The organism is Spirillospora sp. NPDC048823 (genome assembly GCF_043198445.1).
In the GTDB taxonomy this organism is placed as follows: domain Bacteria; phylum Actinomycetota; class Actinomycetes; order Streptosporangiales; family Streptosporangiaceae; genus Spirillospora.
On the sequence record NZ_JBICUT010000003.1, the window covers coordinates 226,904 to 252,617 of the forward strand.

Annotated in this window: 25 protein-coding genes; 12 read left to right on the plus strand and 13 right to left on the minus strand. The window is 72.4% G+C overall.

Features of this window, described 5'->3' with window-relative positions:
• Positions 1–70: 70 nt before the first annotated feature.
• A complete protein-coding gene (locus ACGFK0_RS08565; RefSeq protein WP_392901892.1) occupies positions 71–1,447 on the plus strand; it encodes an amidase in 1,377 nt (458 codons plus the stop codon).
• A gap of 69 nt (positions 1,448–1,516) precedes the next feature.
• Here the strand turns inward: ACGFK0_RS08565 and ACGFK0_RS08570 are convergent, their stop codons facing one another.
• From ACGFK0_RS08570 to ACGFK0_RS08590, 5 genes are all read right to left on the minus strand, one after another.
• Positions 1,517–2,278, minus strand: coding sequence for a glucose 1-dehydrogenase (locus ACGFK0_RS08570; protein WP_392901895.1), 762 nt, complete (start codon positions 2,276–2,278; stop codon positions 1,517–1,519).
• A gap of 71 nt (positions 2,279–2,349) precedes the next feature.
• Positions 2,350–2,946 carry a TetR/AcrR family transcriptional regulator gene (locus ACGFK0_RS08575; protein ID WP_392901897.1) on the minus strand — a complete coding sequence of 199 codons (597 nt, stop codon included), beginning with the start codon at positions 2,944–2,946 and terminating at the stop codon, positions 2,350–2,352.
• Positions 2,947–3,029: 83 nt separating this feature from the next.
• Positions 3,030–3,716 carry a deoxyribonuclease V gene (gene nfi, locus ACGFK0_RS08580; RefSeq protein ID WP_392901899.1) on the minus strand — a complete coding sequence of 229 codons (687 nt, stop codon included), beginning with the start codon at positions 3,714–3,716 and terminating at the stop codon, positions 3,030–3,032.
• Between the two features lie 30 nt (positions 3,717–3,746).
• Positions 3,747–4,958: a serine hydrolase domain-containing protein gene (locus ACGFK0_RS08585; RefSeq protein WP_392901900.1), complete on the minus strand. Its 1,212-nt coding sequence runs from the start codon at positions 4,956–4,958 to the stop codon at positions 3,747–3,749.
• Positions 4,959–5,023: 65 nt separating this feature from the next.
• Entirely contained in the window at positions 5,024–6,679 is a 1,656-nt protein-coding gene (locus tag ACGFK0_RS08590) for a bifunctional lysylphosphatidylglycerol flippase/synthetase MprF (protein ID WP_392901902.1), read from the minus strand.
• 245 nt (positions 6,680–6,924) lie between these two features.
• On the opposite strand from ACGFK0_RS08590, the gene ACGFK0_RS08595 reads away from it, so the two are divergent.
• Together ACGFK0_RS08595 and ACGFK0_RS08600 are read left to right on the plus strand one after the other, a co-directional pair.
• Positions 6,925–7,380, plus strand: coding sequence for a flavodoxin family protein (locus tag ACGFK0_RS08595; protein WP_392901904.1), 456 nt, complete (start codon positions 6,925–6,927; stop codon positions 7,378–7,380).
• A 45-nt stretch (positions 7,381–7,425) separates the two neighbouring features.
• Positions 7,426–7,725: a Dabb family protein gene (locus ACGFK0_RS08600; protein WP_392901906.1), complete on the plus strand. Its 300-nt coding sequence runs from the start codon at positions 7,426–7,428 to the stop codon at positions 7,723–7,725.
• Positions 7,726–7,908: 183 nt separating this feature from the next.
• On the opposite strand, the gene ACGFK0_RS08605 is transcribed toward ACGFK0_RS08600, so the two are convergent.
• Positions 7,909–8,139, minus strand: coding sequence for a hypothetical protein (locus tag ACGFK0_RS08605; RefSeq protein ID WP_392901908.1), 231 nt, complete (start codon positions 8,137–8,139; stop codon positions 7,909–7,911).
• Between the two features lie 271 nt (positions 8,140–8,410).
• Entirely contained in the window at positions 8,411–9,079 is a 669-nt protein-coding gene (locus ACGFK0_RS08610; RefSeq protein ID WP_392901909.1) for a TetR/AcrR family transcriptional regulator, read from the minus strand.
• 113 nt (positions 9,080–9,192) lie between these two features.
• Here ACGFK0_RS08610 and ACGFK0_RS08615 point away from each other — a divergent pair, with 113 nt between their 5' ends.
• Entirely contained in the window at positions 9,193–9,780 is a 588-nt protein-coding gene (locus tag ACGFK0_RS08615; RefSeq protein ID WP_392901911.1) for an HAD family hydrolase, read from the plus strand.
• Between the two features lie 97 nt (positions 9,781–9,877).
• On the opposite strand, the gene ACGFK0_RS08620 is transcribed toward ACGFK0_RS08615, so the two are convergent.
• Positions 9,878–11,056, minus strand: coding sequence for a hypothetical protein (locus ACGFK0_RS08620; RefSeq protein WP_392901913.1), 1,179 nt, complete (start codon positions 11,054–11,056; stop codon positions 9,878–9,880).
• Between the two features lie 155 nt (positions 11,057–11,211).
• On the opposite strand from ACGFK0_RS08620, the gene ACGFK0_RS08625 reads away from it, so the two are divergent.
• Complete coding sequence (locus ACGFK0_RS08625) at positions 11,212–11,886, plus strand: hypothetical protein (protein ID WP_392901915.1); 675 nt, start codon at positions 11,212–11,214, stop codon at positions 11,884–11,886.
• A 68-nt stretch (positions 11,887–11,954) separates the two neighbouring features.
• Here ACGFK0_RS08625 and ACGFK0_RS08630 read toward each other — a convergent pair whose 3' ends face one another.
• Both ACGFK0_RS08630 and ACGFK0_RS08635 read right to left on the minus strand, forming a co-directional pair.
• Positions 11,955–14,480 (minus strand): M14 family zinc carboxypeptidase, encoded by a 2,526-nt coding sequence (locus tag ACGFK0_RS08630; RefSeq protein ID WP_392901917.1) that lies wholly within the window; start codon positions 14,478–14,480, stop codon positions 11,955–11,957.
• A gap of 54 nt (positions 14,481–14,534) precedes the next feature.
• The gene (locus ACGFK0_RS08635) at positions 14,535–15,194 is read right to left on the minus strand and encodes a hypothetical protein (protein ID WP_392901919.1); all 660 of its coding nucleotides are present in this window, start codon (positions 15,192–15,194) and stop codon (positions 14,535–14,537) included.
• A 228-nt stretch (positions 15,195–15,422) separates the two neighbouring features.
• Between ACGFK0_RS08635 and ACGFK0_RS08640 the strand changes: the two genes are divergently transcribed.
• From ACGFK0_RS08640 to ACGFK0_RS08665, 6 genes are all read left to right on the plus strand, one after another.
• Positions 15,423–15,719, plus strand: a complete 297-nt coding sequence (locus ACGFK0_RS08640; RefSeq protein ID WP_392901921.1) for a hypothetical protein — start codon at positions 15,423–15,425, stop codon at positions 15,717–15,719.
• Between the two features lie 388 nt (positions 15,720–16,107).
• The gene (locus ACGFK0_RS08645; protein WP_392901923.1) at positions 16,108–17,187 is read left to right on the plus strand and encodes a sugar ABC transporter substrate-binding protein; all 1,080 of its coding nucleotides are present in this window, start codon (positions 16,108–16,110) and stop codon (positions 17,185–17,187) included.
• Positions 17,188–17,303: 116 nt separating this feature from the next.
• Entirely contained in the window at positions 17,304–18,089 is a 786-nt protein-coding gene (locus tag ACGFK0_RS08650; RefSeq protein WP_392901925.1) for an ATP-binding cassette domain-containing protein, read from the plus strand.
• A gap of 11 nt (positions 18,090–18,100) precedes the next feature.
• Positions 18,101–19,384: a sugar ABC transporter permease gene (locus ACGFK0_RS08655; RefSeq protein ID WP_392901927.1), complete on the plus strand. Its 1,284-nt coding sequence runs from the start codon at positions 18,101–18,103 to the stop codon at positions 19,382–19,384.
• 195 nt (positions 19,385–19,579) lie between these two features.
• Complete coding sequence (locus ACGFK0_RS08660) at positions 19,580–20,338, plus strand: ATP-binding cassette domain-containing protein (RefSeq protein WP_392901929.1); 759 nt, start codon at positions 19,580–19,582, stop codon at positions 20,336–20,338.
• The gene (locus ACGFK0_RS08665) at positions 20,338–21,564 is read left to right on the plus strand and encodes an ROK family protein (protein WP_392902850.1); all 1,227 of its coding nucleotides are present in this window, start codon (positions 20,338–20,340) and stop codon (positions 21,562–21,564) included. The genes ACGFK0_RS08660 and ACGFK0_RS08665 overlap by 1 nt, the downstream gene beginning before the upstream one ends.
• A 19-nt stretch (positions 21,565–21,583) precedes the next feature.
• On the opposite strand, the gene ACGFK0_RS08670 is transcribed toward ACGFK0_RS08665, so the two are convergent.
• The 3 genes from ACGFK0_RS08670 to ACGFK0_RS08680 form a co-directional block, all read right to left on the minus strand.
• Entirely contained in the window at positions 21,584–22,810 is a 1,227-nt protein-coding gene (locus ACGFK0_RS08670) for a YbhN family protein (protein WP_392901931.1), read from the minus strand.
• Between the two features lie 162 nt (positions 22,811–22,972).
• Complete coding sequence (locus tag ACGFK0_RS08675; RefSeq protein WP_392901933.1) at positions 22,973–23,242, minus strand: hypothetical protein; 270 nt, start codon at positions 23,240–23,242, stop codon at positions 22,973–22,975.
• A gap of 108 nt (positions 23,243–23,350) precedes the next feature.
• Positions 23,351–24,907 (minus strand): hypothetical protein, encoded by a 1,557-nt coding sequence (locus tag ACGFK0_RS08680; RefSeq protein ID WP_392901935.1) that lies wholly within the window; start codon positions 24,905–24,907, stop codon positions 23,351–23,353.
• A 104-nt stretch (positions 24,908–25,011) separates the two neighbouring features.
• On the opposite strand from ACGFK0_RS08680, the gene ACGFK0_RS08685 reads away from it, so the two are divergent.
• Positions 25,012–25,707 carry an HAD family hydrolase gene (locus tag ACGFK0_RS08685; protein WP_392901937.1) on the plus strand — a complete coding sequence of 232 codons (696 nt, stop codon included), beginning with the start codon at positions 25,012–25,014 and terminating at the stop codon, positions 25,705–25,707.
• Positions 25,708–25,714: the final 7 nt, after the last annotated feature.

Consider the following 25,714-nt stretch of genomic DNA (forward strand, 5'->3'; position numbering starts at 1 on the left):
TGGACAGTCTTCCCTGAAATCGGCGCGGTCTGTATCGTTCGTTCGAACGAACGATACCTGGGGAGGCGGCGTGGTGCTGGGGCTGGCCGGGCAGGCGGAAGCACTGGCGAGGGGCGAGGTGTCCTCGAGCGAACTGGTCGGAGAGAGTCTGGAGAGCATCAGGCGGCACGAGTCGCTCGGGGCGTTCCGGGTGGTGCGGGACGAGGCGGCGAGGCAGGAGGCCCTGGACGCCGACAAGCGTCTCCGGGACGGGGAGCGGCTGCCGCTGCTCGGGGTGCCCGTCGCGATCAAGGACGACACGGATCTGGCGGGCGAGACCACGCCGTTCGCCGTGGAAGGCGATCACCGGCCCGCGGCGCGGGACGGGGAGGTCGTGCGCAAGCTGCGGGCCGCCGGTGCCGTCATCGTGGGGAAGACCACGACCTGTGAGGTGGGGCTGTGGCCCTTCAGCGAGTCGCCCGGGTTCGGGGTCGCCCGGAACCCGTGGAATCCCGCCTACACGCCGGGCGGGTCGTCGGGTGGTTCGGCGGCGGCCGTGGCGGCGGGGATGGTCGCCGGGGCGGTGGGGTCCGACGGGGCCGGGTCGATCCGCATCCCGGCGGCGTGGACGGGACTGGTCGGCATCAAGCCGCAGCGGGGCCGCGTTTCCGGGTATCCGCACACCGATCCGTTCAACGGGATCACCGTGTGGGGGCCGCTCGCCCGGAGCGTCCATGATGCCGCCCTCCTGCTCGATGTGCTGAGCGGAAGCCACCCCGAGGACGTGTACCAGATCGATCCGCCGGTGACGCCGTTCGCGGAGTTCGCGAAGAGGGAGCCGAGGAGGCTGCGCATCGCCGTCTCCTTCAGGACGGCGTTCGGGGTCAGCGGGAAACTCGACCCGGAGATCCGCGGGGCCGTCGAGCGGCTCGCGAGGCGGCTGACGGATCTGGGGCACAAGGTCTTTCCCGCCGATCCCGACTACGGGCTCGTGGGGCTCGGGCTCATCCCGCGGGGGACGGCGGGGGTGGCCGACATGCTCGACGCCATGCCGAACCCGCGGCCGGAGCACCGGACGGAGGTCGAGGCGCGGATCGGGCGGCTGGCCGGGAAGCGGCTCCTTCCGCTGGCCAAGAGGATGGACCCCTACCTGCGCAGGAAGGTCGGGCGGATCTTCCAGGCGGCGGATGTGGTGCTCACCCCGACCACCGCTCAGCCGCCGCTGAAGGTGGGCGCCTTCGATGGGGTCGGCTATCAGAAGACGCAGTCCGGTGTGGCCGCGGTGTGCCCCTACGCCTGGACGTGGAATGTGCTGGGGTGGCCCGGCGTGAACGTGCCCGCGGGGTTCACGAAGGCAGGGCTCCCGGTCGGGGCGCAGCTTCTCGGGCACGACTCCGACGAGGCGACGCTCATCTCGCTCGCCGCCCAGCTGGAGGCGGTCGAGGGGTGGGTCGAAAGGCGTCCCTGACAGCGCGGCGGGCCGCCGGTGCGGCGGGCTGAGCCCGTACCGGCGGCCCGCCGTGTTCGGCGATCCGCGTCAGTAGCCCGCGCCGGTGAGCATGCCGCCGTCGACCAGGACCTCGCTGCCCGTGCAGTAGGACGAGTCGTCCGAGGCCAGGTAGACGACCAGGCCGGACACCTCCTTGGACTTGCCCATGCGGCCGAGGGGGAGGGCCTTCAGGAACGCGTCGGCGCTGTCGGCGGTGGCGGAGACGACGTCGTCCTGGAGGGAGAGGGGCGTCAGGACGCCGCCGGGGTGGATCGAGTTCACCCGGATGCCGTACTTGCCGAGTTCCCGGGCGGCCGCCTTGGTGAGGCCGCGGATGCCGAACTTGCTGGCGCTGTAGGCGGCCAGCCCGGACGCGCCGATGAAGCCCTCGGTGGACGACACGTTGACGATGGAGCCGCCGCCCGCCTCGCGCATCGCGGCGGTCACGGACTTCACGCCGAGCCACTGGCCGATCAGGTTCACGTCCAGGATCTGGCGGAACTCGTCGACGGACATCTCCTCGATGGTCTTGTGCCTGATGATGCCGGCGTTGTTGACCAGGATGTGCAGTGCGCCGAAGGCCGACGTCGCGGTCTCCACCGCGTTGTGCCAGTCGTCCTCCTTCGACACGTCCATCCGGACGAACCGGGCGTCGTCTCCGAGGTCGGCGGCCAGTTTCGCGCCCTCGTCCTCCAGGACGTCGCCGAACACGACCCTGGCGCCCTCGTCCAGGAACCGGCGGACGTGGGATTTGCCCATGCCGCGCGCACCGCCGGTGATCAGCGCCACCTTGCCGTCAAGCTGCCCCATCAACGCTCCTCGTCGCCGGTGACCATCGCCAGCAAACCTAGCGAACGCTTGGTTGATGGAACAAGGTGGGGCTACCTCGTGCGCAGGCCGTCGAAGAGCAGCGCGAGCATCCGGTCGGCGTACGCGCCGGGATCGGAGGTGCGCTCCGACGCGACGCCGATCGCATTGGTGATCCGCAGCAGGTCGCGCGGGTCGATCTCGGCGCGGATCGCGCCCGCCCGCTGGGCTCTGCCCAGCAGCCGCCCCAGGGCGTCGCAGATCGAGGCGGCCGCGGCGCCCAGCCCGGTGCCGGCCCACTCCGCCGACATGGCCTGGATGATCACGGTTGAGGTACCGCGCGGCGTCGCCGCGCCCGCCAGGTAGGTGCGCAGCCAGCGGCCCAGCGCCGCCTCCGCGTCGAGCGCCTCGGTCGCCGCGTCCTGCGCCGGCTCGGCCAGCAGCTCGTCGGCGTGGGCGAGCAGCCCGTCGATCCGGTCGTGCAGGACGGCGTGCAGCAGGGCGTCGCGGGTGGGGAAATGGCGGTACAGCGTCCCGGAGCCGACGCCCGCCCGCTTGGCGATGTCGTCGAGCGACGCGCCCGTGCCGTGTTCCATGAAGGCGGCGCGGGCCGTCGCGATCAGTCGCTCGTAGTTGCGGCGGGCGTCGGCCCGCATCGGCCGGGTGTCCATGGGCACCGTCCAGCGGTGTCGCGGGTGACCTGGGGTGTCTCCGTCTGCTTCGTGACGAGACTGCCATCTTCGCGGGGGACGCGCTACCCGGCGAGGGCGTCGCGCGACAGCCGGTCAGCCCGGCGCGTGGTCTCCGGCAGGCGGTATTCGGGTGTGAGGGCGAGGACGTTCCGGCACGCCGTATCAAGGTCGATGCGATGGCCGACGGACACGAACACCGGTTTCACGCCGTCGCGCGTCCGCAGCACCCGCCCCACGGTCTCGCCGCCGTCGACCAGAGGGCTCGCGTCGCCGCGCCGCCGCCCCGGCTCCTCGTGGGCGCCGACGAACGCGGTCTTGCCGACGCCGATCGCCGGCAGGCCCGTCAGGACGCCCAGGTGGCAGGCCAGCCCGAACCGGCGCGGGTGCGCGACGCCGAAGCCGTCGCAGACGAGCAGGTCCGGGACGGTCTGCAGATCGCGCAGCGCGTTCAGCAGCGTGGGCAGCTCCCGGAACGCGAACAGGCCGGGGACATAGGGGAACGCGGCCGTGCCGACGGCGACCGACTCTTCGAGCACCTCCAGGCTCGTCCCGTCCAGGACGACCACGGCGGCGGCCAGGCGTGTCCCGGCGCCGCCGCCGTCCCCCGCGTACGAGACGTCCAGCCCCGCGACCGTGCGGGGCCGCGCCGGGCCGGGAACGTCCAGTTCGAGCAGCGGACGCAGCCGGTCCTGGATCGCCTCGGCCTCCTCGGGACCGGACGGCCAGGCATGCAGCTCGCGCACTTCCATGACCGTATTGTCCGCGATCGGCGCACCCGCTCAGGACACGGACGCGTACACGGCCTCCGTCAGCCGGTAGGCGCGCAGGTCCCCGGACACCATGTCGCCCATCAGGTTCGGCAGGTAGGCGAGCGCGAGCCCGGCCTCGGCGTCGCCGAGCCCGATCGAGCCGCCCGCGCCGGTGTGCCCGAACGCGGACTCCCGTCCGGCCGCCGGGGTGAAGAACGACTGCGCGGGACGCATGAAGCCGAGGCCGAACGCGCTGTCGATGAGCAGCGTCCGGTCCGGGCCGGCGACCCTCGGGCGGATCGCGTCCCGCAGCGTCTCCGGGCGCAGGATCCGGCCCGCGACGAGGTCGCGGTAGAACGCGGCGAACGCGGGCGCGGTGGCGAGCATCCCGGCGGACGGCCAGCCGGCGCGCAGCACGACCGGGTTGTTGTAGCCGCCCTTGCCCGGGTGCGGGTTGTTGAGCGAGCGGTTCATGGTGCTCTGGGGGTCGGTGTACGCAGCCGCCAGCCGGGTCAGGAGGTCGTTGTCCGCCTTCTTGGGGGAGCCGGCCCCGCCCCGCCGGGCCTCGCCTTGTTGAGCGCCGTCCTGCCGGCCGCCGCCCTGCCCGGGGCGCGCCGCCGTCATCTTCGCGGCACGCTCGATCGCCTCGTCGGGGGCGCCGATCCACAGGTCCAGGTCGCGGGCGAACTCGTCTGCGGCGAACGCGCCGACCGTCCTGCCCGAGTGGCGCCGGACGATCTCGCCGGCCAGCCAGCCGTAGGTCAGCGCGTGGTAGCCGTGCGCCTCACCGGGCGTCCACTCCGGCTTCTGCGCGGCCAGCTCGCCCGCGAGGGCCGCGGGGTCCGCCGCCTCCTCCGCAGGCACGGGACGGGCGAACGCGGGCAGGCCGGCCTGGTGCGTCAGCAGATGCGCGGCCGTCGTGCCCTCCTTGCCCTCGGCGCCGAACTCCGGCCACCAGTCCGTCACCGGGCCGTCCACCTCGTAGGCGCCGCGCTCGGCGAGCAGCAGCGCCGCGGCGGCCGTCACCGCCTTGGTGCAGGAGAACCCGAAGCAGGGGGTGTCGGCCAGCCACTCCCGCCCGCTGCGGCGGTCGGCGACACCGCCCCACAGGTCCACGACCTTGCGGCCGCCCGCGTAGACGGCGACGGCTGCGCCGAGTTCGCGGCCCGCGGCGAAGTTCTCCTCGAACACCTCGCGGACGCCGGCGAACGCCGGATCGCAGTGACCCTGCACAGTGCTCATGCGTCGACCCTTCAACGGAGACCTCTATAGAATCACGTTCTAGGACTCCGCGTGGGGCGGCGGCCTCACGCGTTGCGGTCGCGTGCGAAGGCGGTACCGAGCTCGGAACCGCGAGCCGTCGGCGCCGCGGCGAGCGACGCCCGTCCGAACTCCAGGGTCACGAGGGCGGCGGCCAGCCACACGACGTCGAACCAGGAGCGGAAGACGACGTTGCGCGGCTTGTAGGACGGCCTGAACTTCCGGTCGAAGAGGTAGAGCGACTCGGCCGCGATCCACCGGTCGAGCAGATGCACGGCGCGGTGGCCGGCCTGTTCCAGCGGGGTGCGCTCAGCGGCGTCCAGCAGCCGGCGGAACGCGGCGAAGTTCAGGGAGACGACGCCGTGGCCGCGGCGCGACGCGTACTCGATCATTTCGACGATGAGCCGCTCGTGGACGCCGTTCGGGCCGCCGGGGACGCGGCGCATCGCGTCCAGGCTCACGCCCTCGCCGGCGGTGACGTACCTCTGGAAGGCGATGGGTTCCTTGTCCCCGTCGTAGGCGACCGCGACGATCGCTCCGGGATGGTGGCCGGTGAGCAGCTCGTCCAGGTTCATCGCGAAGCCGCGCTCGGCCGCGCCGCCGAGCGAGCGGGACGCGACGTCCAGCAACCGCTCGCGCAGGCCGGGGGTGAGGTCGCGCTCCGGGACGATCTGCGACGTGACGCCCGCGTTGACGGTGCGCTGGACCGCCTGCCGGACGTTGCGCATCCGGCGTCCGGACAGGGTGAACTCCTCGGGGCGGACGATGACCTCGTCGCCGTAGCCGATCGAGCGGAGGCGCCCCCAGACGGGGAGGAGGCCGTCGCTCGCGCCGAGGACGGCGGGCCGCCAGCCGGCCGTCCGGCACCGCGCGAGGAACGACCTGACCGCGCAGGCGTGCGAGGCGGGGTCGCCGACCGGGTCGCCGCCCGCCACCGCGATCCCGAACAGCACCCGGTAGCCGATCGCGGCCCGCCCGTCCGCGCTGAACACGTACGCCTTGTCGCGGCGCAGGGCGAACGGCGCCAGGGTGTCCGAGCCGGGGTGGGCGACCAGGTCGGCGACGCGCAGGCGGTCCGCCTCGCCGCCGGATGGGGGAGCGGGGGCGGGCGCGAGAAGCGTGATGACCATGACGAGGAGCCCGGCCGCGCCCGCCAGGCCGAGGGTGCCCGGCAGCCAGGACGCGCCGTCGATGGGCGTGCCGGTGGCGCCGAGCCCGCCCGCGACCTGGCCGACCGACCGGACGGACACGCCGCCGAACAGCAGCGAGCAGCCGACGGACGCGACGGCGAGGAGCGCGCCGGTCTTCGCCGCCGCGCGGACCCGTTCGGGGTGGGGGCGGACGGGGAACCGGTCGCGCGCCTGCCACAGCCCGCCCAGGGCGGCGGCGAGCAGCGGCGCCCGCCACGGCACGCCCGCGAGGGCGAGGACGCCGTCATCGGCGACCGCACCGTCCTCGGCGAGCGAGGCGAGCAGGCCGAGCAGGACCAGGACGACAAGGGCGTACCAGGCGGCGCGGCGGCGCAGCAGGACACCGCGAGCGACCAGCGCGAGGGCGAGTCCGAGGGCCACGGCGTGGACGGGGGCGACCGGGCCGCCCGTCACGAGACCGGCCGGCCGGCCGAGCCACTTCGGGGAGTCCGTCAGTGCCGGTGCCGCGATCAGCCCGGCGACGAGCATCGTGGCGAGCGCGAGCGGCCACACCGGCCGGTCCGGCCCACCGGGCGCCACCGCGCGGGGACGTGGGAGGTCGTCTCCCCAGGGTGAATCCGTCTTCGCCCGGGGGGCCGGGGGGTCGTCTCCCCAGGGTGAATCGCCTGCTCGCACGAAGGACACCTCCGCTGGCCCGCACCACCAAGATCCTTTGAACGGCCATACCCGGCCCGGCCGTTTCGAAGCCGGGAGGCGCCACCGGCCGTGCCGCCTCGGCCACGGTTAGTCTCGTGGAGATGAAGAGGCTGCTGATCGTTCACCACACGCCGTCGCCGTCCGTCCAGGCGATGTTCGAAGCGGTGCGGGCCGGGGCGTCCACCGATGAGGTCGAGGGTGTGGAGGTCGTGTCCCGCCCGGCGCTGACGGCGTCCCCCGTGGACGTGCTGGAGGCGGACGGCTGCCTCTTGGGTTCGCCGGTCAACCTCGGCTATCTCTCCGGGGCGGTCAAGCACTTCTTCGACCAGATCTACTACCCGTGCCTGGAGGAGACGGTCCGCCGCCCGTACGGGGCGTTCCTGCACGGCAACAACGACGCGACCGGTGCGCTGCGCGCTCTTGAGTCCATTACCACGGGATTGAAGTGGAAGGCCGTCCAGCCGCCGGTGGTCGTGATCGGGGAGCCGGGCAAGGCGGATCTGGAGGCGTGCTGGGAGCTCGGCGCGATCACGGCGGCCGAACTCGGCGGCGTCTGAGCGGGGGAGCGTCCGATCCGGTGGCGCCGCCGATAGCGTGCCGACATGAGTGGTTTCCGGCACGTGGTGCTGTTCAGGTGGGCCGAGGGGACGACGACCGGCCAGCAGGACGAGGTCGCGGAGAAGCTGGGCGAGCTGCCCGGCGTCATCGAGGAGATCCGGGGGTTCAGCCTCGGCGTCGACGCGGGCGTCAACCCCGGTGCCCACGACTTCGCCGTCGTCGCGGACTTCGCCTCGCGCGACGGCTATCTGGCCTACCGCGACCACCCGTCCCACCGCGCGGTGGTCGAGCAGTACATCACGCCGATCATGGCGGAGCGCGCGTCCGTCCAGTACGAGACGTAGGCGGGGTGTGACGGGGAGACACAAACCGAGCAAGCGCTTGTGCGTAGAACGGGTTTCGGGTTAGTTTCCCAAGACGCCCTCCGGGGACGGATCGCGCCCCGTTCCCGGCGGGCGGCATCGTGGGCGGCGCGTGAGCGGCGCCGGGCGGAAGACCGGAACGGTCCCAGGTGTGCGGCGTGAACGTCAGCCGCGGCTCCGGACGCTCATGATCTCGTCGCGGAGCTGCTGCGGGGACGGCGCCTCCAGCAGTCGCGGACCGTGGCGCAGCGGCACCATGGCCCACCAGGACCCGGTGGCCTCGCCGTACCAGACGCGCACCCCAGGGAACTGCTCCTGCAGGCCGCGCGCCGTGGCGGCGCGCATGGCCGCGGGCGTGGGCTCGCCGCGACCGGCGGCGCCCCGTTGAGCCGTCATGTCGCCCTCCCCCCGTAGATCTCGTCAGTAACAGCGTCCCCACGGGCCAAAGCGTCACCCCTACTCGGCAAATAGTGACTAAGCACACTATGGCGGTAAGGGGACGTGCACAGTGGGATACCGCGCCGGATGTGCTCCAATAGATGTATTCGGCGGGCCGAATCCCGGCGTCCGCCGGACGACCGCGCTCCCCGGCCACGGGCGCACGACTCAGGGCCCGTCCGGACGCAGCCCGTCCCGCACCGCCGCGAAGGCGCGCGCCGGTCGGCGGCTAGTGGAGGTTGATGCCGTCGAACATCACTTTGAGGTAGTGCTCGGCGAGGCCCTGGGCGTCCAGCTTGCCGCCCGGCTTGAACCAGCGCACGGCGACCCAGATCGTGTCGCGGACCATCCGGTAGGTGAGCTTCGGGTCGACGTCGTCGCGGAACAGCCCGTCCTTCTGACCCGCGCTCAGGGTGTCCACCCACATCTTCTCGACCTCGTCCTCGGACTTGGTCAGGTAGGAGAAGCGGTCCATCCCCTTGAGGTAGTTCCAGTCGTTCTGCATCACGGTGATCGCGGCCCGGTGCGGCTCCAGGGAGCCGAACGCGGCGCGGACGAGGCCCGCGATGGTGTCGCGCGGATTCCCGCGCTCGTCGAGCACCGCCTGGTACGCCGACATGATCTCGTTGAAGAAGCTGGCGAGAATCTCGTCGACGATCGACTCCTTGGAGTCGAAGTGGTGGTAAAGACTGCCGGAAAGAATGCCGGCCTCATCGGCGATGTTGCGGACGGTGGTGGCCTGGAAGCCCTTCTCGGCGAACAGCTCCGCGGCCAGCTTGACCAGGTGCTCGCGCCGCTGCGACGCCAGGGCTGCGGAGCCTTTGCCCCGGCGGCGGGCACCGCCCTCGCCGCCGGCGCGAGTCCTGGGTCGTCCGGAATTGGCGCTCGTGGTCGTCACCCTCTCATTATGCCGTGTCGCCCAACCGCTTGCTCGTTCGACCGCCCCAAGAGTACGTCGCGCACCAAGCGCTTGCTACGGGTAGCGGGCCCGTATCCGCATAGGCTCGGCACATGCCCGATGTGATCGTTTTCGACCTGTACGGAGTCATCGCCCGCACCCAGGCCCCCGAGGCGGTCCGGCGGATCGAGGAGATCGCCGGCGTCGCCGGGCCCTCGTTCTGGGACGCCTACTGGTCCTGCCGGCCCGCCTACGACGCCGGCCAGGAGAGCCCCGCCTACTGGGCGGACGTCGCCGGCCTCCTCGGCACGGCGTTCCCCGACGTCCCCGCGCTCGTCGAGGCCGACCTGGACAGCTGGACGGAGGTGGACGACACCATGGTCGACCTCGTCCACGAACTCGCCGACGAGGGACGCACGCTCGGGCTCCTGTCCAACATCATCAGCGACCTCGTGCCCCGGTTCGAGGCCCGCCACGGCACCTGGCTCGCCCGGTTCGACGCGCTCACCTACTCCTGCCGCATCGGCGTCGCCAAGCCCGACCCGCGCGCCTATGAGATCTGTGCCGAGCGCCTCGGCGTCAAGCCCGCCGACGTCCTCTTCTTCGACGACAGCGAACGCAACGTCCTCGCCGCCCGCGAAACCGGCATGCGCGCCGAACTCTTCGCCTCCCGCGACCAGGTCCGCACCCTCGCCGGCTGAACCCGGCGTTCGGGTCGATCGCCGCGCCGCCCCGCAAGGTCATGTCGTGGCCGAACGTGGAGTCGTCGGCCCCGTCGGTGTTGACCTTCCAGCGCGTCTAGGACGGCGGGGGGAGTTCGCCGCCGGCCTCCGCCGCCTTCGCCAGCCGCTCGCGCAGGGTCCGCAGGAGCTCGTCGCCCTGCCCGGTCAGCCGCTCGATCGCGGGCAGAGCCAGGTCGTCGCGGACGGTGTCGGCGATCAGCTCGTCGTACTCGTGCGCCTTCTCCGCGATGGCCTCCAGGTGACGCTGGGCGCGCAGCACCTCGTCCGCCGATCTGGCCCGTTCCGCGTAGCGTTCGAGCGCCTCCACGCGGCGCGTCACGGCCTCGACGGAGATGTCGAGCTTGTCGCGCAGCGGACGCAGCGCCGCCTCGACCTCGGGAAGCGCGGTGCCGTCCGCCGGATCCGCGTGCTCGGGCGTTCGAGCGGAGCTCGTCGATTGGATGGTGGTGGGTGGGGGCTGGAATTTGGGCGTTCGAGCGGAGCTCGTCGATTGGATGGTGGTGGGTGGGGGCTGGAGGAAGGTGCGCAGCCTCGACTGCTTCGCCAGGACCTGCGCGATCTCCCACTCCTGCCGCGGCAGCGTGACCGCGTTGTCGACCGCGTCCAGCAGGCCCTCCCGGTTGACCTCGGAGTCGCGGACGGCGTCGACCGCCGCCTGGACGCGCGCCAGCATCGCGCGGCCGTCGTCGTCGAGGTCCTGGGGGGTGAGGTAGCGGTCGCGGCGGCGTTCGAGCTCGCGGGCGCGCCGCAGGTCCAGCGAGACCGACGGGGTGCCGAGCGCGACCAGGACCGCGAGCATGCCGAGGCCGACCAGCCACAGCGAGCCGAGCAGCGGGGAGCCGAGCAGGCCGAGGCCGAGGACCGTCAGGGGCGCCAGCCACAGCAGCGGCCGGCGGCGCGCGACGATCGTGTCGAGTTCGGCGCGCAGCGAGGGGTCGGCGACCGGCCGCGGCTCGGCGGGCGAGCCGTCCCCGGGGGCGCGGGGCGGCGCGATCCGCCGCCAGGAGGTGGACACGTGCGTCTCGAACGCGAAGTCGGTCTGCGCGATCTCGATCTCGGTGGGGCCGGCGGGCAGCGGCCAGGAGCCCACGGGGTCGCCGCCGCCGGGCCCGGTGAAGCGCACCCACCAGCCGCCCTTGCCGTCGTCGCATCGGTAACGGCCCGGGGCTACGTCGATGCCGACGAAAAACGTTCCGATTCCCGGTATGGAATCGCTCCACGCGCCACTGGTCACCGGTGACCTCCGACCCGACTCCTCCGCCGTGCCCCCTCGCCCCGTGCGGCGAGGACCGTCCAGCCCGTAACAGGAATGACGTCCGGGAGACGACAAGAGTTGCAGTACCCACATCCGTTGCCGGAAAGCCGGAACGGGTTTGGAATACTCCATGCGTGCGACCTGACCATGACCCCCTCGACGATCCGCCATGGGCGATGCAGCTGGTGGTACGCGCCGAGAAGGCCGATCCGCCCAATCACGGCGCGGTCTGCGAGGCGGCGGCCACCGCGGTCGCCGTGCTGCTCACGGACCCGCGGGCGGCCGAGCCCGGCGGCGAGTGGCGGGATGCCGTCCGCGAGTGGGAGGCGCGCCGCATCCGGAAGGTGACACGGCGGGCGCGGGGCGTCCGCTGGCCGGCCGCGGAGGCGCTCGACGGCGTCACCGTCGAGCACGCGGGCGCTCAGGTGCGGGCGTTCCCGCCCGGCCCCGTGGCGGACGTCCCGCCGGAGCTGGCCAGGCTCCAGGTCGCCGGACTGGACCTGGCGGACGAGGAGGAGCCGGGGCCGCCGCCCGAACCGCCGTACGCCGCGATCGCCCTCAACCCGGACGTGACGATCACGACCGGCAAGGCCGCCGCCCAGTGCGGGCACGCCGCGCAACTCCTGCTGCGGCAGGGCCGCGGCGGGGACGTGGCGGCGTGGGTCGCGGGCGGCGCCCGCGTCCACCTGGTCAGGGACGTGCCGTGGCGCCGCTGCGTGAAGCAGGCGACGGTCGCGGTCCGCGACGGCGGCTTCACCGAGATCCCGCCGGGCACGATGACGGCCGTCGCCTGGCTCGTCCGCCGTTGATCTGCGGCGTGTCGCCCTCATGGCGGCCGGCGGTGTCAGGGTGACACGCCGCAGATCGAACGAATCGGTCAGGGGAGGGTGACGGCGACCGGGGTGATCCCGGCCTTCTCGATGAGGGCCGGCAGCCGCCGCGCGAACGGGTGGTGGTCCGCGGGCAGGCCGCGCGGGTTGTCGACCACGTAGTGGACGACGCCGCCGCTGCGGCTCTCGGCCCACCTCGCGCCGACCGACCGCAGGACCGACGCCGCCTCGGCCGCGTCGCCCGCCTGCACCGAGACGCGGATCGGCGACTCGTGCGACGGCAGCGCCGCCGCCCGCTCCGCCGCCTCTGCGGTGGCGCCCGCCCGCGGTGCCGCCTCCTTCTCCGGGTCCGGGCCGAGGATCGCGTTGTAGAGCAGCTTGGCCGTCCCGTCCGTCAGCGCACGGAAGTTGGGTTCGGCCGCGAACAGCACGGACCGTCCCTCGCCGACGGGCTGGTCCACGACCGCGGCGGTGCCGCCCAGCTCGGCCGCGCCGCGCTCGAAGCCGGAGACGAACCAGTCGGGTGAATCCGCGTCCGGGTACGCCGCGGCGACGCCGCTGGACGCCTTCATGACCAGGTCGTAGGCCGTGAAGTTCCAGACCGTCCCGCCGACCTCCTCGGCGAGCGGGCCGTCCTCGTCCACCTTGACGCGGAACAGCGAGCCGGGAATGTCGGACGTCGGTTCCGACAGCGTCGCGGTCGTCAGGCCGAGCCGCGCCGCGAGCTGCGTGCCGCCCTGCCAGCCGATGTAGCGGCCGCCGCCGCGCGTCCACTCCTGGAGCGCGGTCCGCCCGGCGTCGCCGAGCGCGTCGTAGGCGGACGACACCGGGCCGTCCGGCGTCACCAGGACCTCGACGCCCGCCAGCTCGCCCGCCGCCACGTCCGCCGGGGTCAGCAGCGTGAACGGCAGCTTCCAGTCGCGGTCGAAGCGGTGCCGCAGCCAGCCGGCCGACTCCCGCGCCGACGACGACGTTGCCGAGAGCTGGAGGATGCCGATCTTCGGCGCTTCGCCCTCATGTCCGGGGCGCGGCGCGGGCAGCGTCCGCACCGGGACGGCCCGCTGGCGCAGGACGGCGCCCGACGACCCGCCGGTCACGTTCGCCAGCAGCGGCAGGCTCCACGCCGTCACGTCGTAGAAGTACGGGAACGGCGTGTAGGAGTCCTCGTTCAGCATGGCCTGGATCCAGTGCTTCCGGCCTTGAGCCATCGAGACCCAGTACGTGCCCGCGGGGAGCGTCGTCCCGGCCTCGGAACGTCCGTACGGCTTGAAGTCCGGGACGGTCAGCGGCCGGACGAGCTTCTCTACGCGCACGCCCATCCGCTGGAGCCTCCGCACGACGGTGCGGACCTCCTCGCGCTTGGCCGGGTCGTCCGCCCGCAGGAAGTAGTGCCGCACCTTGCGGTCCGGCACCTGCCGGACGACCTCGTTCGGCGGGTTGTAGATCTGGTTGGGCTCCAGCTCGCCCGCCTTGCCCTGGTCGTGGGCGTCCACGGTCATCTGGCGCCACTCGGTGAGGACGCGGTGCCGGTTGCGCGCCGCCGCCGACAGCGTCACCCACTGGGTGAGGTACTGCTCCGTCACCTTCTCCGGGTACGGGCTGTCGTTGCCCTTCTCGAACGTCATCCCGGCGGCGTGGAACCCGCTCGTCGGGACCGAGTCCCCGTACCCCTGGTAGAAGAGGTCGTAGACGTCGCGGTTGAAGTAGTCGATGCCCCGCCGCGTGAACTCGGCGGCCATCGACGCGCCGTACAGGCCGTTGATCCAGCCGATCGCCTGCTCGGGCGTCTCGTGGTAGATCGGGTCGGCGTTGGGCGGGAAGAAGTACGACGTCCCGCCCATCTCGTGCGCGTCGATGTAGAGCGCCGGCGGGTACTCGTTCAGCATCGCCAGCTTGCCGTCGGTCTCCGGCTGGGTGCGCGCGAACCAGTCGCGGTTCATGTCGAAGCCGTAGGCGTTCTGGCGGGTCCCGGCCTCGCGGCCGTCCGGGTTCTGCATCGGCAGGACGACCACGAGCGCGTTGTCGAGGATCGCCCTGGCGGCGCAGTCCTCGCGGTCGCCGAGGCCGCGCAGCACCTTGAGCGCCGCGTCCGTGCCGCTCGGCTCGTTGCCGTGGACGTTGCCGCTGACCCACAGGATCGGCACGCCGCGCTTGGTGATCCACTCGGCCAGCGCATCGGGTGTGCGCGGGTCGCGCAGCAGGCCGGCCTCCCGCCGCACCTTGGCGAGCCCCGCCTTGGACATCAGCGCGGGACGTCCCGCGATCGCGTACTTCAGCGGACGCCCCTGCGCGGAGGTGGCGAGCGTCCCGGACACGACGCGCTCGCTCTTCGCGGCGACCGTCTCCAGGTACTCGTCGGACTCGGCGGCGCTGACCGGCCGCTCGCCGAGCTCGAAGCCGAGGACCTGCTCAGGGGAGGGGACCTTGCCCTGGTAGACCGGTTCGGTCCGCGTTGGGTCGCAGCCGGCCGCGGGCGCGGCGGGGGGCTGCGCGGCGGCCGGCGCGGCGAGCGACGCGGGCAACACGAGGGACGCGGCCAACGCCAGTGGCCACACCAGTTTTCGGGCTCTCATGAGCCACAACGTGACACCGGGCGGGGGACCCACCAAGGGCAACATCTGCCAAGATCAGTGCGGACCTCCGGGGCGCGGCCGCGGACCGGTCAGGGCCGCGGCCCGGTTGATCGCCTGGAGGGCGAACTCCTGGGTCCGGGTGAGGCGCGGCCCGCCGCCGGACGAGCCGTCCCCGTCGTCCTTCGGCGCGCCGGCGAGCTGGGCCTTCGCGCTCAGCCCATAGGACAGGAACAGCAGGATGACGAACGCCGCCATGTAGAGCAGGTGCTCGATCAGCCCGCCCCACCTGGCCGTGAAGACGTCCAGGACGGCGAACATGGCGAATCCGGCCATCCAGCCGGCCAGCGGCGGCACGAACAGCATGTCCCGGCGGAGCGCCACCCCCACGGCGGCGGAGAGTACGAGCGCCAGCTCGATCACCTTGACCGCGATCAGGACGGCCGCCGTGGGTGCGGACCCGAAGTAGCCCTCGATCTCGTCCTGCCGGTCGCCCCACAGCAGCACGGCGCTGGCCAGGCCCGTCACGCCGTAGGCGATGAGGAACACGCCGACCGCGTAGTGGAACCGGTGCCACGTCGCCACGCCCGATGCCGGCCGGGTGCCCGCCCCGCTCCCGGGCCCGCCGCCCGGACCCTGGCCGGTTCCCGGTCCGCCGGGTGGCTCCACACCGGTGACCGGCGTGGCCCCCTGGTCCGCGCCCGCACCAACCGTCATCGTCGCCCCCATACTCCGGCTCGTGTGCTATGCGCAAGATATCCCGGATAGGGTGCCGTGGACCTCCGAAACGCGGGCCGCCTGCCACCGCCGTACCGGTCGCGGCCCCTCGGCCGTGAACCGCCGCCACCCGGCTGACCGGCTCGACGTGCATGTGCTTGCACACGGGCGGGTGAAGCGGGAGGCTGAGTTCTCGTCGGGCCGCGCGGAGTCCGTGAGGAACTGAGGATGACGCCTGACGAAACGGGAACCGCCGCGCCTTCGAGGACGCGGATCGAATATCTGGAAGAACTCGGCGACGAGCTGGTCAAACGCGGCTTCCGGGTGCGTCTCACCCTGCCCCGCGGCCAGTCTCCGAGCCTGCACGTGCTGAATCCGGACGCGTCCGCCCTCACGGAGAACATCCTGGCGGAGCAGGGCGCGGACGGCTGGTGGTACTGGTGGTCGTGGGCGGAGCGGATCGCCGCCGCCGACGACGTCACCACCGCGGCCGACCGGGTCGCGCTGGTCCTCGCCGCCGGCTGAAGAGGCCGGGGTGGTCGCGTCATGCCGCCCCGGCGCGCCTCCGGGCCCCGCCCTCGCATGATCGCAGAACCTTGCCCGCGCGGCTGACCGCCGGGTCGAGGTGAATGTTGAGCCGCCGAACATACTGCGCCGTGCCCACCGGCACGGCGCCGCCCGCCGCGTCTCCTGCCCACGGCCATGCCGTTCGCCGCCTTCCCCTTGTTGATCTCGCGTTATGTGATTGTTACGCCCCACAACAAATTGCCGCGCGAGAGGTCTGGCGCGACGGAGATGAGCGACATAAGTTGCGGGGCACAACATTCACGCCGGTGGACGTGTGATCTCGCTCACCGGCTTGGCGACCCCCCGGCCGCGCCAATGGCGGCCCACCCCAGAAAGGACCCGGGCAATGCGCAAGGGGATCCTCAGCCTGATGGCCGTCATGACGGCCGGGGCGCTCAGTCTCACCGCATGCGGGGACGACGGCTCCGAGAAGTCCGGTGGTTCCGGCGACGTCAAGGGCAAGGTCGGCGTGATCCTGCCCGACACGGCCTCGTCGGACCGCTGGGAGAGCTTCGACCGGCCCTACCTCCAGCAGGCGTTCAAGGCCGCCGGCGTCGAGAGCGACATCCAGAACGCGGAAGGCTCGGCCCAGCGGTTCCAGACGATCGCCGACCAGATGCTCACCAGCGGCGTCACGGTCCTGCTGGTGACCGGCCTCGACTCCAGCTCCGCGGCCGCCGTGCAGCGCAAGGCGCAGGCGCAGGGCGTCAAGACCATCGACTACGACCGGCTCACGCTCGGCGGCGTCGCCGACTACTACGTGTCGTTCGACAACGTGAAGGTCGGCGAGGAGATGGGCAAGGGGCTGCAGAAGTGCCTCGGTGACGAGAAGGCCAACATCGTCTACCTGAACGGCGCGCCGACCGACAACAACGCGACCCTGTTCTCGCAGGGGTCGCACAACATCCTCGACAAGAACGCCAACTACACGAAGGTCGCCGAGCAGGCGGTGCCGGAGTGGAGCGCCGAGAAGGGCGCCACGATCTTCGAGCAGATGTGGACCGAGCAGCAGGGCAAGATCGACGGCGTGCTCGCCGCCAACGACAACCTCGGCAACGCGGTCGTCTCGATCCTCAAGAAGAACAAGCAGGCCGGCAAGGTCCCCGTCACCGGTCAGGACGCGACCGTGCAGGGCCTGCAGAACATCCTCGACGGCACGCAGTGCATGACGGTCTACAAGCCGGTCAAGAAGGAGGCCGAGGCCGCCGCCAAGCTCGCCGTGTCCCTGATCAAGGGTGAGAAGGGCGAGACCAACGGCACCACGAACGACCCCGAGGGCAAGCGCGACGTGCCGTCGGTGCTGCTGACCCCGATCGGCGTCGACGAAGAGAACATGAAGCAGGTCGTGGACGACGGGTTCGTCAAGGTCGAGGACCTCTGCAAGGGGGCCTACGCCGCCAAGTGCAAGGACGCGGGCATCCAGTAGCAGCCCCCCGCTGACCTCGTGGCGGGCCCCGAACCGCTGAGGCGTCCCGGGTACCCGGAAACCCGGGACGCCCGGGGGCCCGCCACGGGCACGACCTGAACCCTGGAAGGAAACACGTGGCAGACAACGGAGACCCCGTCCTCCGCCTGACCGGGCTCAACAAGAGCTTCGGTGCCGTCCATGTGCTGCACAACGTGGACTTCACGGTGCGGCTGGGCGAAGTGATGGCTCTCGTCGGCGACAACGGCGCCGGGAAGTCCACCCTGATCAAGTGCATCGCCGGCATCCACCCCATCGACTCGGGGCAGATCGAGTTCGACGGCCGCCCGGTGACCATCGACGGGCCGCGCGCCGCATCCGAACTCGGCATCGAGGTCGTCTACCAGGACCTCGCCCTGGCCGACAACCTCGACATCGTGCAGAACATGTTCCTCGGCCGCGAGCGGCGCAAGGGCATCGTCCTGGACGAGCCGTCGATGGAGGAGGCCGCGCGGGAGACGCTCGCCCGGCTGTCGGTCCGCACCGTCAAGTCCGTCCGCCAGCAGGTCTCGAGCCTGTCCGGCGGGCAGCGGCAGACCGTCGCGATCGCCAAGGCCGCGCTGTGGGAGTCCAAGGTCGTGATCCTGGACGAGCCCACCGCCGCGCTGGGCGTCGCGCAGACCCGCCAGGTGCTCGACCTCGTCCGGCGGCTCGCCGACACCGGGCACGCCGTCGTGCTCATCTCGCACAACATGAACGACGTGTTCGAGGTGGCCGACCGCATCACCGCGCTCTACCTCGGCCGGGTCGCGGCGGACGTCGCCCGCACCGAGGTCAACCACGGCCAGGTCGTGGAGCTCATCACCGCCGGCCGTTCCGGTGATCTCGGCCTCGCGCCGCAGACCGCCGCCGAGAGCATCTGAAGGGGGACCAGGTGTCCACCGACATCCCCGAAGGCAAGGAGGCCGCCGTGAAGCTGGCGGACTCGGATTTCGCGACCGACCGTCGTGAGCACGACATGAAGTCCGCGATGCTGGACTACTGGAACAAGCTCAAGGCCGGTGAACTCGGGGCGCTTCCCGCCATCCTGGGCCTGGCCTCGCTGTTCGCGCTGTTCACCATCCTGAAGCCCGACACGTTCCTCAGCACGGGCAACATCGCGAACCTGTCCACGCAGGCGCTGCCCATCACCATCCTCGCGATGGGCCTGGTGTTCGTGCTGCTGGTGGGCGAGATCGACCTGTCCGCGGGTGTGGCGAGCGGCCTCAGCGCGGCCGTGATGGCCAAGCTCCTCGTCGAGGCAGGGCAGCCCTGGTACGTCGCGGTGATCAGCGCCGTGGCGGCCGGCATCATCATCGGCGCCGCGATCGGCTGGCTGGTCGCGATACTGCGGATCCCCTCGTTCGTCGTCTCGCTGGCGTTCTTCCTCGGGCTGCAGGGCATCACGCTGTGGCTGATCGGCGAGGGCGGCACCGTGCCCGTCCGCGACGACGTCATCGTGGCGCTGGCCACCCGGAACATGCCGATCTGGCTCGGCTGGGCGCTCGCCGCCGCCTGCTCGGCCGGCTACGCCGCCACGCAGCTGCTGCGCTGGCGCCGCCAGCACGCCCGCAACCTGCACTCCAAGCCGATCGAGTTCGTGATCGCGCAGTCCGCCATCGTCGCGGCGGTGCTGCTGGGCGCCACCTATGTGCTCAGCCTGGACCGCGCGGCCAGCCCGCTGATCAAGCTGGCCGGCATCCCGTGGGGCGTGCCGCTGGTCGGCACCCTGCTGATCGCATGCACGTTCATCCTCGGCCGCACCTCCTTCGGCCGGCACATCTACGCGGTCGGCGGCAACGCCGAGGCCGCCCGCCGGGCCGGTATCAACGTCGTCCGCATCCGGATCTCCGTCTTCATGATCGGCTCCGGGCTGGCCGCGATCAGCGGCATCGTGGCCGCGTCCCGGCTCAACTCGGTCGCCACCGACGCGGGCGCCGGGAACACGCTGCTGTACGCGGTCGGCGCCGCCGTCATCGGCGGGACGAGCCTGTTCGGCGGACGCGGCAAGGCCCGCGACGCGGTGTTCGGCGGGCTCGTGATCGCCACCATCGAGAACGGGCTCGGCCTGCTCGGCACCAAGGCGTACCTCCAGTTCCTCATCACCGGGGTGGTGCTGCTGCTCGCCGCCAGCATGGACGCGCTGGCCAGACGCCGGCGATCCAACGCCGGGCGGTGACCCCGTGGGAGCGGTGATCCCGTGAACACGGCCGGGGACGCCTGGGAGCCGGTGGCCCGCGCCATCGGCTCCCCGGCCCTGCCCGACGGTCCGCGCGGGCCGTCCGGCGGTTTCGGGGCGAAGAACGCTGCTGATACTCTCGCTGACCACGACCGCCTGCCGCGCGGCGGTGCGGCACGGTGGGAGCCCCTCGGCATGTCAGTGACGCCAGCGCTGGATCTGCGCGGTATCGAAAAGAGCTTCGGTTCCGTGAAGGTCCTCCACGACGTAGCGTTCTCCGCCTACCCCGGCGAGGTCACCGCGCTCGTCGGCGACAACGGCGCCGGCAAGACGACCCTGGTCAAGTGCATCGGCGGCATCCACCCGTTCGACGCGGGGGAGTACCGCTTCGAGGGCCGGCCGGTGCGGATCGGCAACCCCCGCGAGGCCACCCGCCTCGGGATCGAGATCGTCCACCAGGACCTCGCGCTCTGCGAGAACCTCGACATCGTCCAGAACCTCTTCCTCGGCCGGGAACGGCGCCGCGGCCTCACCCTCGACGAGACCGCGATGGAGGAGATGGCGCGCACGACGCTGTCCGGGCTCGCCGTCCGCACGATGGGCTCGGTCCGGCGGCGGGTCGCGACGCTGTCGGGCGGGCAGCGGCAGACCGTCGCGATCGCCCGCGCCGTCCTTTGGGACAGCAAGGTCGTGATCCTGGACGAGCCCGCCGCCGCGCTCGGCATCGCGCAGACCCAGCAGGTGCTGGAGGTCGTCCGCCGGCTCGCCGACAAGGGCCTGGCCGTCGTGCTGATCTCGCACAACATGAACGACGTCTTCGCCGTCTCCGACCGGATCGCCGCCCTGTACCTCGGCCGGACGGTCGCGCAGGTCAGGACCGCCGACATCACCCACCGGCAGGTCGTCGAGCTGATCACCTCGGGCGTCAGCGGAGACCTGGGGCTGCGCCGATGATGAAGGGCGGCCCGTCACAAGAGGACATCCGGCGCCACAACCTCGGGACACTCCTGCGCTTCGTGCACCTGCGCGGCCCGGCGTCCCGCGCCACGCTCGCCGAGTCCCTCGGCCTCAACCGCAGCACGATCATGGCGCTGACCGCCGACCTCACCGGCGCCGGCCTGGTCCGCGAGGAACTGCCGCGCGGCCCCGGGCGCCGCGCCGGACGCCCGTCCCTCGTCGTCCGGCCCGAGTCCACCCGGGTGTACGTGCTGGCGTTCGACGTCGGCGTCGACCGGCTCGTCGTCGCGCGCGTCGGGCTCGGCGGCGTCATCCTGGACCGCCGCGAAGGCGTGCGGAACCGCGACTCCGACTCCGCCGAGCTGCTCAGCGTGCTGGCCGCGGGGGCGCGCTCCCTCGTCCGCAAGGCCGAACGCGACGCCGTGTGCGTCGGCGCCGCACTCGGCTTCCCCGGCACCGTCCGCCGCGCCGACGACACCATCATGTTCGGCCCCAACCTCGACGTCGGCGAACTGCGGCTCGGCGACGCCCTGTCACGCCGCCTCGGCCTCGGCATCCCCGTCTCGGTCTGCAACGACGCCAACCTCGGCGCCCTCGCCGAGCACGAACGGGGCGCCGGGGTCGGCCGCGACAACCTCATCTACCTGCACGGCGATGTCGGCGTCGGCGGCGGCATCATCGCGCACGGCCGGCTGCTCGGCGGCGACGAGGGCTTCGGCGGCGAGATCGGCCACATGATCGTCAACCCGGGCGGGCGGCGCTGCGCCTGCGGGTCGAAGGGCTGCCTGGAGGCCGAGGTCGGGGAGCGGACGCTGCTCGCCCACGCCGGCCGCGAGGAGGTCCCCGGCCAGGCGGGCCGCGACGCGGTCCGCGACGTCGTCGCCGCCGCCGACGCCGGCGACATCGCCGCGCGGGAGGCGCTGCACCGGGTCGGCACCTGGCTCGGCCTCGGCGTCGCCAACCTCGTCAACGTCTTCAACCCCGGCCTGGTCATCTTCGGCGGAACCCTCCGCGACATCTACCTCGGCGCCGCGGCGCAGATCCGCAGCGTCCTCGCGACCGGCGCCCTCGCCGCCCCCCGCGAGAAGGTCAAGCTCCGCACCGCCGCCCTCGGCGACGACGCGACCCTCGTCGGCGCCGCCGAGTTCGCGTTCGCCGAGGTCCTCGCCGACCCGGTGCAGGTCCTGACCCGCCTGCGAGCCCCCGAGGACACCCCCGTCTAGCCGCCGCGGGCGCCCACGGCTACGGGCGGCGCGCCTCGGCGGCCGGTCCGGGCAGCGGGACGGCGGTGTACGGCGTGGCGAGGGCGAGCGCCGTCATGCCGTCCAGGACCAGGCGTCCGGCCCCGGTGAGGCGTGCCCTGACGTGGGCGGGGACACGGGGGCCTTCGTGCAGGGAGGCCCACGCGACCCAGCCGGCGGTGACCACGGCCCAGTAGGACACGAGCCTGTAGAGGCCCACGGCCGCGGCGGCGGGCGACAGCGTCGCACCGAAGGCGACCAGCGAGGCGGCCATGCTGCTCTCGATCGCGCCGAGACCGCCGGGCAGCAGCGGCAGGAGGCTGCCCGCCGCCTGCGCGGCGAAGTAGGCGATGGCGGCGCTGTTCGGGCTGACACCGATGCCGACCGCGTGCGCCGCCGACAGCAGCGCCAGGATGTCGAACACCCAGTTCATCAGGGCGAGCGTGGCGAGGGCGGCCCAGTCGCGGCGGGTCGGGCGGAGGATCTCCGGGATCTCGGCCAGCCGCCGGGCGTGCGGGGCGACCTTGGGGTGGGCCAGGGCGGCGCGGTGGGCGCGGCGCAGCGGTGCCGTGGCCAGGGCGCGCATCCGCGGCCGGCGCAGGGCGGGGACGAGCAGGGCCGCCAGGACCAGCGGCACGGCCAGCGCGATCAGCACCGGCCCCCGGGCGCGCGGATCGGCCAGCAGCGCCAGAAGGCCCACCAGGGAGTAGGCCGTCGTCGTGATCACGCCGCCCGCCAGGATCACCGCCGTGGCCAGGCGCGGCGACGCGCCGCCGCGGCGGAACTGCCGGAACGTGTAGACGACGCTCACCGCGGGCCCGGCCGGCAGCGTCGTGGACAGCGCGTTGCCCGCGTAGGTGATCGCGAACGCGCGGCGCTGCGACATCCGCAGGCCGCCGACGCGCAGCAGCCGGCGCTGCAGCCGGGCGAACGCGCCCATCGAACCTGCCACGGCGAGGACGACGGCGGTCAGCCAGCCGGGGTCGGCGTGCTTGGCCGACGACCAGACGGCCCCGAGGTCGGGAAGCGCGTCACGGTAGAGCGGAAACGCCGCGAGGGCCGCCAGGACCAGGGCCACCTGGGCGAGCGGACCCGCCCGGCGCCGCCACCATGGACGCGGCGCCGCGGCCGGGCTCGCATGGCCGGTCGAATCGTCGCCGCCCGGCTCGAACGGCAGGGACGGGGCGGCGGCGAGGGAGCGCCGCGGTGCCGTGACTGGCTCGTCCATGTCCCGGTCACCTCGCAAGCTCGCCCGCTTTGCGCAAACCTATGGCCCGGCTATGACATTCCCCGCGGCATGAGAACGAACCGCCAAGCGACCCGCGCCCCACCCGTCACAAGGCCCCGCGCGGCACCCGCTCCCGGGTCCGGTGCGGGCGCCGCTGTGACTTCAGGGCCTGCGGGTGGGATTCACCGCATCGGACTCGGCGGGCGTGTCCGGGCGGGGCCGCTCCTCGTCGTCCTCCCCGGCGGTCTGCCGCTCGTGCTCGGTGATGCCCAGCCCGTCCCGGCTCTGGGCCGGCTCCTCGATCGTCAGGTCCTCGGGCGGGTCGTTCACGTACTCCTCGGTCAGGGCGATCTCCTCGTCCTGATCGTTGTCTCCCATGTCGTCGATGTCCTCGCGGAAGTCGCGGGCCTCACCGGGCTTGCGTGCCCTCATGCCTCCTCCACGGTCCGGCTCGGTTTCGCTGATCGGACCGGTATCCCCGCTGACCGGCGGCCTACTCCCGGTCGCGGACGGCGGCCTACTCCCGGTCGCGGACCGCGGCTACTCCCGGTCGCGGACCGCGACGAGCCCGCCGATCACGCCCACGTACGCGGTCCCGTCCGGGCCGATGGTGATGGGAGCCCAGTTGTTGTCGAACCACTTGCCGGTGCCCGTCAGCACCTTGTAGACGGTGCGTCCCGTGTGGACGTCCACCGCCGTCAGGTACCAGGCGTCGACGAAGTCGTCACGCGGTTCCTTCGTGTAGAGGTAGAGCAGCCCGGCGGGGACGGAGACCTTGGGGACGGTGGACGGCGACCGCTCCCTGTTCGTCCAGACGGTCTCGCAGCCGTTCCCGCCCGGCTTCACGTCCACGCGGCTCACCCCGCCCACCGTCGACCCTCCGGGCGGCAGTGCGAAGAAGTTGCGGTAGCCGTAGTTGTTCTCGACGAACAGGCTGTCGCCGTACCCGACGAGCGTGTTGTCCGTCGCGCTCGCGCCGCTGCCGAACACCGGGATCCGGCATACCAGCCGCCCGTCGTCCCGGCGGCGGACGACGATGTGCATGCGGTCGTCGGCGTTGTCGGTGATGGCCACGTGACCGTCACCGAAGAACGTGGGAGTCGTCCCCGAACCCTGGTCGATCTGGCCGGGCTTGCGTCCGCTGCCCCGGTCGTACGGCTGACGCCAGATGACCTCGGGCGTGCCGTTCTCGTCCGCCCGCATCTGGTAGAGCGCGTGGTCGGACACGATCGAAACACCGTCTTCCGCCGTCGCGAACGAGTTCTGGATGCCCTCGCCCGGGAGCCGCGTCGTCCGGACGGCGCCGGAATCGGGTTCGACGGTGCCGATCCGCCCGTTCCGCGTGATCCACCAGATGAGACCGTCCCAGTCGGGCCCGACAGCGGTGATGGGGTCGCATTCGCCCTTCGGCCACGGATTCGTCCACGTGGCGCAGTCGTGCGGGAGGTACCCGCTCAAATCCCAGTCGTCGGTCACCTTGAAGCGCCACCTGCCGTCCGGGCCCTTCTCGTGCGCGAACCGCCGCAGGTGGAACGCCGAGTCCGCGAGGACGGCGCGGTCCTGCGGGTCCAGGTAGTAGTACGCGCCGCCGGAGGTGTCGGTGAACACCTTGTCCAGGCTCAGCGAGAACACCGCCTCCACCGTGGACGGCCGCGGCGGCAGGTCGTACGTGGCGAGGTCCTTCAGCGTCTCCGGATCGATGAGCCGCAGCACGAAGTTCTGCCCCCGCGTGCACTGGGCCACGATCAGGCCCGTGCTGCGGGCGAACGTCACCGTCGAGCACAACCCGGGCAGGCCGCCGCCCTTCGCCTCGTTGAGCACCTCGGGGTCGCGCCCCAGCGGCCCCGTGAACGGGTACGTGTCGGACGCGTAACTGTCGGCGTGCATGGACGAGAGCCCCACCGGCCCCTGGTGCGGATTGGCCGGAACGGGCCGTCCTTCCAGCGGTTCCGGTGTGGCGGGCCCGCCGATGTAGGCCGGGACGAGGCCCCGGCCGGGACCGTCCGGAATCGTGTCCGCCGCCGCCGGGACGGCGGCGCCCGCCATGCCCGCGGACAGGGCGACGGAGAAGAGGGCGGCGAGCAGGGGTCTGCGCATGAGGGCTCCTAGACGGGCGTAGGTGGCCCCGGTCGCGCCCTCCGGGACGATCCACCGCGTAAAGAGGTGATCGTTCCCGGCGTCCGTATGGTTACGATCCGGGCATGGGCGTACAAGCTGTGATCTTCGACTGGGGCGGCACGCTGACCCCGTGGCACGACCTCGAACTGGCCGACATGTGGCGCGCGATCTGCTCCGCCCACCTTCCCCCGGACGACGTCGAGAAGGCCGCCGCCGCGCTCGCCGACGCGGAACTGGAACTCTGGCGCCGCGGCACCGACGAGCACCGCAGTGCCACGCTTGCCGAGGCGTTCGAGCTGGCCGGCGTCGAGCCCACCGAGGCGCTCCTCGACACCCACTTCGAGACGTGGACGCCGCACACCCACACCGATCCCGCCGTTCCCGGCCTGTTCCACGCCCTCCGCGGCCACGGCATCAAGGTCGGCGTCCTGTCCAACACCATCTGGACGCGCGAGTGGCACGAACGCGTCTTCGCCCGCGACGACGTCCTCGGCCTGCTCGACGGCGCCGTCTACTCCAGCGAGATCCCCTGGACCAAGCCGCACGCCAACGCGTTCCGCGCCGCCATGGACGCCGTCGGCGCCACCGACCCCGCCTCCTGCGTCTTCGTCGGCGACCGCCCCTACGACGACATCCACGGCGCCAAATCCGCAGGGCTCCGCGCCGTCCAGATCTGGCACCAGACCACCCACGCCTTCGACCGCCCCGGCCTCACCCCGCCCGACGCCCTGATCCACGACCTCGGAGAACTGCTCCCGCACGTGGAACGCTGGATCTAACCGGCTG